The 9,528-nt window shown below is 64.2% G+C and carries 12 protein-coding genes; 7 read left to right on the top strand and 5 right to left on the bottom strand.

The window, feature by feature from the left end:
- Positions 1–72 precede the first annotated feature (72 nt).
- Positions 73–2,043 carry an acyltransferase family protein gene (locus NKH30_RS29960; protein ID WP_352774437.1) on the top strand — a complete coding sequence of 657 codons (1,971 nt, stop codon included), beginning with the start codon at positions 73–75 and terminating at the stop codon, positions 2,041–2,043.
- 254 nt (positions 2,044–2,297) lie between these two features.
- On the opposite strand, the gene NKH30_RS29955 is transcribed toward NKH30_RS29960, so the two are convergent.
- On the bottom strand, positions 2,298–2,555 hold the full coding sequence (locus tag NKH30_RS29955; protein ID WP_352774435.1) for a hypothetical protein: 258 nt from the start codon (positions 2,553–2,555) through the stop codon (positions 2,298–2,300).
- Between the two features lie 273 nt (positions 2,556–2,828).
- Here NKH30_RS29955 and NKH30_RS29950 point away from each other — a divergent pair, with 273 nt between their 5' ends.
- Positions 2,829–3,092: a hypothetical protein gene (locus tag NKH30_RS29950; RefSeq protein ID WP_352997785.1), complete on the top strand. Its 264-nt coding sequence runs from the start codon at positions 2,829–2,831 to the stop codon at positions 3,090–3,092.
- A 223-nt stretch (positions 3,093–3,315) separates the two neighbouring features.
- Positions 3,316–3,627, top strand: a complete 312-nt coding sequence (locus NKH30_RS29945) for a hypothetical protein (protein ID WP_352467934.1) — start codon at positions 3,316–3,318, stop codon at positions 3,625–3,627.
- A gap of 44 nt (positions 3,628–3,671) precedes the next feature.
- On the opposite strand, the gene NKH30_RS29940 is transcribed toward NKH30_RS29945, so the two are convergent.
- From NKH30_RS29940 to NKH30_RS29930, 3 genes are all read right to left on the bottom strand, one after another.
- A complete protein-coding gene (locus NKH30_RS29940) occupies positions 3,672–4,277 on the bottom strand; it encodes a DUF6456 domain-containing protein (protein WP_352472136.1) in 606 nt (201 codons plus the stop codon).
- Between the two features lie 65 nt (positions 4,278–4,342).
- Positions 4,343–4,978 carry a high mobility group family protein gene (locus NKH30_RS29935; protein ID WP_352997784.1) on the bottom strand — a complete coding sequence of 212 codons (636 nt, stop codon included), beginning with the start codon at positions 4,976–4,978 and terminating at the stop codon, positions 4,343–4,345.
- 69 nt (positions 4,979–5,047) lie between these two features.
- A complete protein-coding gene (locus NKH30_RS29930) occupies positions 5,048–5,446 on the bottom strand; it encodes a hypothetical protein (RefSeq protein WP_352997782.1) in 399 nt (132 codons plus the stop codon).
- Between the two features lie 82 nt (positions 5,447–5,528).
- Between NKH30_RS29930 and NKH30_RS29925 the strand changes: the two genes are divergently transcribed.
- Positions 5,529–6,224, top strand: a complete 696-nt coding sequence (locus NKH30_RS29925) for an XRE family transcriptional regulator (RefSeq protein ID WP_352457320.1) — start codon at positions 5,529–5,531, stop codon at positions 6,222–6,224.
- A gap of 224 nt (positions 6,225–6,448) precedes the next feature.
- Here NKH30_RS29925 and NKH30_RS29920 read toward each other — a convergent pair whose 3' ends face one another.
- Positions 6,449–6,742: a hypothetical protein gene (locus NKH30_RS29920; RefSeq protein ID WP_352617091.1), complete on the bottom strand. Its 294-nt coding sequence runs from the start codon at positions 6,740–6,742 to the stop codon at positions 6,449–6,451.
- Between the two features lie 183 nt (positions 6,743–6,925).
- Here NKH30_RS29920 and NKH30_RS29915 point away from each other — a divergent pair, with 183 nt between their 5' ends.
- The 3 genes from NKH30_RS29915 to dinB all read left to right on the top strand — a co-directional run bounded on the left by NKH30_RS29915 (position 6,926) and on the right by dinB (position 9,394).
- Positions 6,926–7,294: a hypothetical protein gene (locus NKH30_RS29915; RefSeq protein WP_352472141.1), complete on the top strand. Its 369-nt coding sequence runs from the start codon at positions 6,926–6,928 to the stop codon at positions 7,292–7,294.
- A 68-nt stretch (positions 7,295–7,362) separates the two neighbouring features.
- Positions 7,363–7,821 carry a GNAT family N-acetyltransferase gene (locus NKH30_RS29910; protein WP_352501228.1) on the top strand — a complete coding sequence of 153 codons (459 nt, stop codon included), beginning with the start codon at positions 7,363–7,365 and terminating at the stop codon, positions 7,819–7,821.
- 331 nt (positions 7,822–8,152) lie between these two features.
- Positions 8,153–9,394, top strand: a complete 1,242-nt coding sequence (gene dinB / locus NKH30_RS29905; RefSeq protein WP_352997780.1) for a DNA polymerase IV — start codon at positions 8,153–8,155, stop codon at positions 9,392–9,394.
- Positions 9,395–9,528 lie beyond the last annotated feature (134 nt).

Raw genomic sequence — 9,528 nt, 5'->3', positions numbered from 1 at the left:
ATTTGTTGCATTGCAATATCGTCGCATCGGGTCGAGCCTCTGCGAGGTGGGCATTCCTTGCATGAGGTGATTGTGTCTGCATCATTTCGGCCTGACATCGAAGGGCTGCGCGCGCTGGCGGTGGCGGGTGTCATCGCCTTCCATTTTGGTCTGTCCGGCCTGCCCGGCGGCTTTGCCGGCGTCGACATCTTCTTCGTCATCTCCGGCTATCTGATCACCCGCCACCTGGTTACGGAAATTACCGAGACCGGGCGGCTGAACCTCTGGCGCTTCTACGCCCGGCGCGCCCGGCGCCTGTTGCCGGCGGCACTGTTCGTCATCCTCGCCACGCTGTTCGCGGGTTACTTCATCCTGTCGCCGGAGGAACAGGCGCTTTATTCGAAAGGCGCCATGTTCGCCTCCGCCTACATGATCAACCTTTGGCTGATCCGCTGGTCGTTCGACTATTTCGCCGCCGACGCCACCAACAACCCGTTCATCCACTTCTGGTCGCTCTCGGTCGAGGAACAGTTCTATTTGGCATGGCCGGCGCTGCTTCTTGCCGCCGCCTGGCTGCGTCCCGGCAAGCGCGCCGCTATAATCGTCATCGGCGTCGCCGGCGCGGCCTCCTTCGCCGCCTGCGCCTGGCTGACGGAAGTGTCGCAGCCCTGGGCCTTCTATTTCTCGCCGCTCAGGGCCTGGGAATTCGCCGCCGGCGGCCTCGCGACCATGGCGCCGGCAAAGATCTGGCGCGACCGGCCGCTGCTGGCCACGCTCCAGGCATGCCTCGGTCTGGCGCTGATCGCCTGGGCCTATCTGATGCTGGACGAAGACTCGCCGTTTCCCGGGGTGAATGCGCTGGCGCCTGTTGCCGGCACCGTGCTGCTGCTGCTCAGCGGCAGCGGCGGCCGCAATCTGCCGAGCGCCGTGCTGGCGCTGCCGCCCATGCAATGGTTGGGCCGGCTGTCCTATTCGCTCTATCTCTGGCACTGGCCGGTCATCGTCTATGCGGCGATGGTGGTTCCCGGTCTGTCTATCCTGGACCGCCTTGCCTGCGCGGCGCTGACGCTGCTTCTGTCGATGTTCACCTATCATTTCATCGAGAACCCGATCCGCCGCAACGGCTGGCTGATGGCCGGAGCAGCGCGGGCGCTGGTGCCCGCCGTCGCGCTGACCGGCGCCGGCGTGGTTGCGGCCTATGGCAATGCGCGCTTTGCCGAGCACAATCTCAGCCCCGAACAGCACGTCATCGCCGACAGCGCCGCGCAGCTCTCTACTGTGCGCGCGAGCAATGGCGGCTGCGTGCTCGATTTCGAGACCGTCAAGCCAAAACCCTGCATGTTCGGCCGCAAGGATGCCCAGCGCTCGGTCGTGCTGTTCGGCGACTCGCATGCCGACCATTGGTCGACGCCGCTGATCAAGGCGGCCGAGAAGAACAATTTTCGCGTCGTCACCTTTCTCAAATCCTCCTGCCGGGCTTCGCGGGTGACGACCTGGAACTGGCGGCTGAAGCGCGACTACACCGAATGCGACCAATGGCGCGAGCAGTCGGTCAAGGACATCATCGCGCTCCACCCCCAACTGGTGGTGATCTCGGAGTTCTCGATCGGCAATGTGATGAAGGAATCGCCCGAGGAGTTGAGGCACGCCGATTGGCAAGCGCAGTGGCGGACGGGCCTCACCTGGACGCTTCAGGCCTTCAGCCAGGCCGGCATCAAGGTCGCGGTCATCAGGGACGTTCCCTACAATGCAAGCTACGCCGACAAATGCGTGGCGCGGGCGCTGTGGCGGGGCCAGACGCCCGCGACATGCGACACGCCGAGGATCATGGCGGCAAACGACGACATCGCCACCATCGAGCGCGATATCGTGCGCTCGACACCGAACGCTGCTTACATCGACATGACCGACCGCTTTTGCGACCAGACCACCTGCCACGTCTTCATCGACGGCAAACTAGCCTTCCGCGACCGCCACCACCTGGCGACGCCCTTCGCCGAAACGCTGGAACCGGCGGTGGAGCGGGCGCTGTTTTCGGATGTGATGGCGGCGGCTGTAAAGTAACGGTTCCGGATCTTGTCGGATCACGACTCAGCCTCTCGGCAAGCAACCATGCGGGGTCAGCTAAGGATGAGACCCGCCAGGAAAACGGTAAGGAGAAGCGACAGCGGAACTGCAAGAAGGCAGCACAACTCGAAAGTATTGGCTCGCCAAGAAGTCATTGGGCGCTTTTCCATGTTGGCCTTCTCCCTCAACGGCCAGACCGAAACGGCAGTTCCGCTTAAATGTCAGGGTGCTCGTCCGCACCGCTCTTTATGCTACTGGCGCAACTCGTTCCGCTTCCTGGTCATCCATCGTGCACGCGCCAGATGTGTCGCCCACGCCCGGAAAGCCCTCTCCGGCTCCCGCTCCGGATCAAGATGCAGGACGATGCGGGCGACCTCGCGCCAGTCCGTTCCTTCCGCCGAAGCGTCGAGCAGCCGGATATAAGTAAGCATGCGATCTTCGTCATAACCGGTCAGCACCGAAGACGTCGGCGCTGCGTTCGCGATATGAGAGTTTGGCTGCTTTGGCATTGCGACCTACCAGCAATGGCGCATCGTAGCAGCCTATGAAGAAGCCCGCGCCCTTTGATCGGAGGATGCGGATCGCGATTCGCCCCGACAGTCGACAAATGCGAACCTCGGGCGGCGGTTCCCCGCCCAGCTGGGCTCACGCCTCACCACGTCGTGATCGGGTCGAGGCAATCTATATATTTTAGTGGAACCTAATTTAGTCAACGCAATTATGCGTGCGTGAGAAAGCGTGAAATCCAGACCGTCACTGAAAGCCGGCTATCGCGGGATCAGTTGGCCGATGATCCAGTGATTGCAGTCGATTTGACGGAACGGATATTGCAGGCGGCCGACAACGACAGGATTGTCTGCCTCGTCATGGCAACGGAGGAGTTGGAAACCGACCGCATCGAGAAAGCAGAGCCTAAGGAGACCAGGATTGCCGCAAGCTTCGTCCGGGACTTTGAGGTGATGCTGCTTGTTCTTTATGCGGCCTACGCCCTCGCTGTGCTGGGTGCGACCGCGTTCGTTTTGCTGGAACTGGGCCATGTTCTGTAGGCAGACGTCGGCAAAAGACGGGACTGACGCGCGATTGCCGCTGTTTGATGAGAGGAGCGGCCACGCTGCGTCGACGATCCGACCCCGGCGCAGCCAGCGGCGTTTTCGCGCCAGCAGGCGCTAAACTTCGGGCCCGTCCGTTCGTTACATCTTGCCAATCTATGGAACGAGGCTGCCCCTCGGGGGTTTTTCTATTAGAGGGACGTTAAAGAAGGAGGTAGCTATGAAGAAGCTCCTGCTTGCCTCGGTGATCGCCATCGCATCGGCGGCTTCCGTGATCGGCCCGGCGAATGCCGGCGGCAGCGTCACGATCGGCATCGGCAACGGCTATGACGACGACGACTATTACTATCGCCACCATCGGTATTCCGATTACGACGATGAGTACGTTCCCCGTTACCGCTATGATGTCTATAACGAGGACTACGCGCCGCGCTACCGGTACCGGTACCACCGGCGCTGCCACACCGAAGTCATCAGGCACTGGCGTCATCACCACCGGATTATCGAAAGAATCCGTGTCTGCCGTCGTTGACGGATCGATCCGGCCGGTAGTGCCGGCCGGATCGGCGGGGCTTCTCACCTCGGCTTGCGCATCAGCATCATGCCGTAATGCACGGCCAATATGTCGAGCCCGATCTTGAGTAGTTTCACCACCACGTCGCGCGGCTCGCCGGCCTGTTCGGCCAGGCTCTTGACCGTTGCGTCGGCACAGCAGACCTTTTGCACGATGCCGGCGATCTCCCAGTGGGCAAGAGCCCTGGTGGCCTCGGCATGGTCGCGGCCGGCGGACAGGATGTGTTCGGCGACGCCGCTGCCGGTGCGGCCGCCGTCGACGCGCTCGGCCCAGGCCATCGGCTTGGCGGTTGCCTCGGACGAGTTGCGGAAATCCTGGCGGTAGCGCATGCCCGCCTCGCGCTGCTGGCGCGACAGCGAGGTGAGGCCGCTCAGCGGGTCGACGTTGCGCACCCGCACGATGCCGCCGGTCGCTGTGTGGCCGTCATTGGAGACCTCATAGAGGCGCGCTCCTTCCTGCGTCCCCTTCGCCAGCCGCTTGCGGCCGAACCGGTCGTCCTTCAGTGCGAAATCATGGCCGATCTCCTTGCGGATGCGCACCTGCTCGGCCTCGCCTTTCGGCAATCTCGGTGGCCTGGCTTTGACCTTTTGGGCGGTTTTGGTGCTCATCGGCTCGGTCCTCCTGGGTTTTGGTCGTCGGGCTCTGGCTAACTTCCAGCCTCATTGCAGCGGGCTCAAATCGCTTCGGCCGGCAGCGTGCGCAGGAAGCGCGCCGCGTGATAGGCGCAGTAGCTTTTCGATGGGTTCGTGCGCATTCCGCAGCACAGCATGTCCAAACCTGGCCGGCTGCCGGGGGCGTCGTTTTCCCCATCCTCCTGCGGCGTCGTGTCGAGCGGCGCGCGGCAGCGCTCGAACAGGCAATCGATGAAGCGCATGGCGGCGAAATGCGGCTGGCGGCCGCCGGCGGCGATCGGGCGCGGCGCCGGCATTTCGAGCGGTGCGCCATCGGTCCCGGTGATCCGAGCCGGACCCGGCTGCCAGGCCGGCGGCGCCAGCCTGGCCGACAGCCTTGCCGGGCGGCAGCGTGGCTCGGCCTTCGGAGCCGACTCCGCTTGATCAGCAGTGCTTGATGGCTCAGGCGCCGAATTTCCGAGCCGGCCGCCAGAGCGTCCGCCACACCAGCCCTTGGATCTGGCAAGGCCGATGGTGCGCAAACGGGCGGTGCGGTGGACGATGCCGATGATGGCTGCACGCGAGGCCGGGCGGCCGCGCAGCGCGGTCAACCGGGTGGCGATCTTCACGGCCGACAGTCCGCTCGTCAGCCAGTTCTCGATTTGTTCCAGTTCCGAGGCGGAATAGCGGGCGGCCATGATGTTTCATTCCCTGCAAAAATGGTTGTGTGCGGCGCCGGCTTCGCCGGTCTCAGGCTCGAAAGCCGGTCAGCCTTCGCGTGGTCTGCTGCGATCGCGCTTCATCTCGGCCGCCTGCCTTGTTGCGCCGGACACTGCCTTGCCCGTCCGCTCGTCGAAGGCGATGACCGTGCCGTCTTCGGTGCGGATGCAGGAAACCGCGGCTTCCGCATTGCCGGCCGGCAGGCAATTCGTGGCCGGAGTCGTGAGGGGAACGGCTCCGGCCGTTCCGGCCGCTTGCGCTGCCGGATCCGAGGCGCGAGCCTCGGGCATCGTCCCGGCCGGGGAGGAGGACAGCCGCGACGAAGGGGAAAGGGTTGGCACATGCATGGCCTCGGCGATCGGTTGCGCTACCGCCTCCAGGCGAGCGCTGCCGGCGCGCTGAACGGCGGATTCAAGGACCGAAAGCTGGCGAAGCGACTTGTGCATGCCTACATAAGAGCATAACTCAAATTGTAATGCAAGCGATTCTTGCATAGACTAAACCGAATCTTATGCCTCAGATGGAGCCATGGCGAAAACTGCACTGTCGATCAAGGTCGGAGCGGCGATCCGCCGGGCGCGCAAGCAGCGCGGCCTGGTGATGCGTCACATTGCCGAGCACAACGACACCGACGTCGCTGCCGTCGGCAATTGGGAGACCGGGCGCAACCTGCCCAAGACCGAGAACCTTTTGAAGACCGCCGCTTTCCTGCGCGTCGACCCGGTGGCGCTCGGCAAGGGCGAGGTCGTTTTCCTCGAAGATGCCGGACCGGTCGCCGATGCCGAGATCGTCACCGATCCCGGCCCCCTGCCCGCCGGGCCGATGGACATCCAGCTTCTCGGTACCGCCGTCGGCGGCGACGATGGCGACTTCACCTTCAACGGCCAGCCGGCCGGCTATGTCCAGCGGCCGCCGGGGATCCGGCATCTGCGCAATGTGTTTGCGCTGCACGTGCTGAGCGATTCGATGGTGCCGCGCTACGAGCCCGGCGAGATGATCTATTGCGGCGGCCGCGAAGCGTTGCCCGGCGACCATGTGGTGATCGAGACCCTGCCCGAGGAGAACGAGCAAAACGGCAAAGCCTTCATCAAGAAGCTGGTCAAGCGCACCGCCGCCGAGCTGATCGTCGAACAGTACAACCCGCCCAAGACGCTGTCCTTCAACCGCTACGCCATCAAGAACGTCTTCCGCGTCATCCCGCTCAAGGAACTGCTGGGGTATTGAGGCGGGAGCTTTCCCTTCTCCCCTTGTGGGAGAAGGTGGATCGGCGCACAGCGCCGAGCCGGATGAGGGGTGCTGGAAGGAACGCGGCGGAGGAAATGTAGAAGCGTTTTTTAAGCATTTACGCCATCAAGGTAGCGATCCGTCCAACACCCCTCATCCGACCGAGCTTCGCTCGGCCACCTTCTCCCACAAGGGGAGAAGGAAGAACACCGTCCCCGCCCCCCTCAAGCCCGCCTCGACTGCAGCTCTCGACCATTGAGCAGGCGCGCCTCGGCGCGGGTCCGTTGCCGGTCGTCGATGAAGGCGGCCTGGATCGAGACGGCGGCGCCCGGCAGGCCGTCGGCCCGGCAGGCCTTGCAGATCAGGCGCCCCGAAAGTGCGGCCAGCGGTGTCTCCGGCATCACCCCATGCCGCTTGAGCTCGGCCGGCTTCCACCACCTGTTGCGGCCGCAGTCGATGCATTCGACCGCAATCGAGACAACATCGGCGATCGTCGCTTCCTTGCCTGCCAATGCCATGGTTATCCCCATCGTTGTTCCTGCTTTGTTCGCAACATTATCGGATTTTGGAGCGGAGTCGAGTCGGTTCCGCTTACATCAATGTGAAAGTTTGACTTGTTCAATTATTTGAGTTATGCTTATACGTGGCGAGGACTGGAATCGGCGCGAGCAACAGAACCGCAGCCGGCCGGCAGCAAGGGAATGACGATGGACCCAGCCCAGTTCGCCCATGCCTGCGGCTATAGCGGCGACAGCCCGGCCATGCTTGCCGCTTTCGCGGCCATCCGCCAGGACGGCATCCGCAAGGCACGCCAGGGTCATCGCCAGCGCAAGGCGGCGATTGACCGGATGAAGCCGAGCCGCGCTCTGTTCCTGGCGGCGATCCGCCCGGCGCAGTCAGCCGAGGAGGCACTCGAGGATGCCGCCCGCTTCCTGTCGATGTTCCGCAATATGCCGCACTGGCGACAGGAAAGGCGCGCCGCCGACCTCACCCGCGCCAGGCAGCAGCGCCTCTTCGCCCGCTTCTTCCGCCGCTACGGCCACCGCCTCTGGGCGCTCGAGGCGACCTGAAGGCGCGCGGGCCTCCCTTGCAAAACGGATGTTGCGATCGCCGACACCGCGCCGTATGTCTCCGCGCGATGAGCGAGATCGAATTCCGTCGCGCGCAGGCGCCCGACCTGCCGGCGATCGTTGCAATGCTTGCCGACGATGTGCTCGGCGCAGACCGGGAAGACCCGTCCACGCCGCTTGCGCCATCCTATCTCGATGCCTTCAGCGCAATCGATACCGATCCCAACCAGTTGCTGGCCGTCGCGGTCAACGCCGGGCAAGTGGTCGGAACGCTGCAGCTCAGCTTCCTTCCAGGCATTTCGAGAAAAGGCGCCTGGCGCGGCCAGATCGAAGGCGTTCGCGTCGCCCGGCAATGGCGCTCGCGCGGCGTCGGCAAGCTGATGATCGAATGGGCGATTGAAACATGCCGTTCGCGCAATTGCAGCTTCGTCCAGCTCACCACGGACAAAGGTCGACGGGAGGCGCACGCTTTTTACGAGCGCCTCGGCTTCACCGCCAGTCATCTCGGCTACAAGCTGGCGCTGTAGCGCTCGGCTGATTGCCGAAGTCGGCGCTGCCCCTCATCCGCCTGCCGGCACCTTCTCCCCGTATAGCGACGGGGAGAAGGGGCTGTCCGCAACTTCGGCACTTTCCTGCAACGTTAGTGATTGGCGAAACCATCGACGAAAGCGTCCTTCTCCCCGTCACTATACGGGGAGAAGCGCCCGGCAGGGCGATGAGGGGCAGCGCCAACCTGAAGCGATTGCCCCTTCACCTGTCGTCCGCGCTGCTTGACAATCCACCCACAATGTTCTCTTTATGTTCTCACCACAACTCGAGACAATGCGGCGTTCGAACCGCCGCGGGCGAACGGGCCGGATGGAAGCCAACATCCTCCACGCGGATCTGGATGCCTTCTATGCCTCGGTCGAACAGTTGCTCGACCCGGCCTTGCGCGGCAAGCCGATTGCCGTCGGCGGCGGGGTAGTGCTTGCCGCATCCTATGAAGCCAAGGCGTTCGGCGTGCGCGGCGGTATGCCGGGACGGCGGGCGCGGGAACTCTGCCCGCAACTCATTTTCGTCGGCGGCCATTTCAAGGACTACCAGCGGCTGGGCGATGCGGCAATCAAGGTGCTCGGCGATTTCACGCCGGTGGTCGAGCGGATTTCGATCGACGAGGCCTTTGCCGACGTCGCCGGCTGCACCCATTTGTTCGGCTCGCCGGCCGAGATCGCCGGCAGGATCCGCCGCCGCGTGCGGGCCGAGCTCGGCCTGCCGATCTCGGTCGGCGTAGCCCGCACCAAGCATCTGGCCAAGATCGCCTCACAGGTCGCAAAACCGGACGGGCTGGTGGTGGTCGATCCGCGCCACGAGCTGGAGTTCCTGCACCACCTGCCGGTCGAGCTGATGTGGGGCGTCGGCCCGGTCACCAGGCAGCGGCTGGCCGGCATCGGCGTCAACACCATCGGCGAGCTGGCGAAGACCAATGGTGGGGCGCTTGAGCGCCTGCTCGGGCCGGCGGCGGGAGAGAAACTCAACGCGCTGGCGTGGAACCGCGATCCGCGCAAGCTCAAGACGCAGCGCCGGGCGCGCTCGGCGGGTGCGCAGTCGGCGCTTGGCCGAAAACCGGCCGACGAGGAAGTCTTCGTGCCCGCTTTGCTGCATCTGGCCGACAGGGTCGCCACAAGATTGCGGGCGAAATCCCGGCCCGGCCGCACGGTGACGGTTCGCGTCCGCTTTGCCGATTTGCGCTCGGTGACGCGCTCGATCACGCTCGACCAGCCGATATCGGCAACCGCCATGCTGGCCGAGATCGCCGAGGCGCTGGTGCGCAAGGTGCTCATCGACCATCCGCACGAAAAGACAATCTCGCTGCTGGCGATCGCCGTCTCGCATCTGGAGCAGCATGCCGGCCTGCAACTGGAACTGCCGCTCGGGCTCGACGACGACCGCCGCCGCCCCGGCACCAGCAAGGGCGCGGCGCGCTGGACCGCGGACCGCGCCGTCGACAAGATCCGCGACCGCTTCGGCTGGGAGGCGGTGGGCTACGCCTCGGTCGCGCTCGGGCTACAGCGGTCGGTTCCCGACGCGTTTCGCGAGCTGGCCGAAAAGGAACTGTGAGCCTCGATTACACTTTGGTTGCCAAGTCGCCGGAGTGACGTTGAAGGCTGCGCCGTTGTGAATTTATCTTGGACCAGTTCGTCGTGCACCCGTTTGGGTATTAACCAGACAGGGTAGCACCCGCTCGCAAATCC

The organism is Mesorhizobium sp. M1273, from assembly GCF_040318195.1.
Taxonomy (GTDB): domain Bacteria; phylum Pseudomonadota; class Alphaproteobacteria; order Rhizobiales; family Rhizobiaceae; genus Mesorhizobium.
This window is presented reverse-complemented; position numbering and strand designations above follow the sequence as displayed.

Excerpts from the sequence above, each read along its gene's own strand:
- NKH30_RS29915 (WP_352472141.1), top strand. The coding sequence starts at position 6,926 with ATGACGATGGACCCAGCCCAGTTCGCCCATGCCTGCGGCTATAGCGGC.
- NKH30_RS29955 (WP_352774435.1), bottom strand. The coding sequence starts at position 2,555 with ATGCCAAAGCAGCCAAACTCTCATATCGCGAACGCAGCGCCGACGTCT.
- dinB (WP_352997780.1), top strand. The coding sequence starts at position 8,153 with ATGGAAGCCAACATCCTCCACGCGGATCTGGATGCCTTCTATGCCTCG.
- NKH30_RS29940 (WP_352472136.1), bottom strand. The coding sequence starts at position 4,277 with ATGAGCACCAAAACCGCCCAAAAGGTCAAAGCCAGGCCACCGAGATTG.
- NKH30_RS29935 (WP_352997784.1), bottom strand. The coding sequence starts at position 4,978 with ATGGCCGCCCGCTATTCCGCCTCGGAACTGGAACAAATCGAGAACTGG.
- NKH30_RS29930 (WP_352997782.1), bottom strand. The coding sequence starts at position 5,446 with ATGCACAAGTCGCTTCGCCAGCTTTCGGTCCTTGAATCCGCCGTTCAG.
- NKH30_RS29925 (WP_352457320.1), top strand. The coding sequence starts at position 5,529 with ATGGCGAAAACTGCACTGTCGATCAAGGTCGGAGCGGCGATCCGCCGG.
- NKH30_RS29920 (WP_352617091.1), bottom strand. The coding sequence starts at position 6,742 with ATGGCATTGGCAGGCAAGGAAGCGACGATCGCCGATGTTGTCTCGATT.
- NKH30_RS29910 (WP_352501228.1), top strand. The coding sequence starts at position 7,363 with ATGAGCGAGATCGAATTCCGTCGCGCGCAGGCGCCCGACCTGCCGGCG.
- NKH30_RS29945 (WP_352467934.1), top strand. The coding sequence starts at position 3,316 with ATGAAGAAGCTCCTGCTTGCCTCGGTGATCGCCATCGCATCGGCGGCT.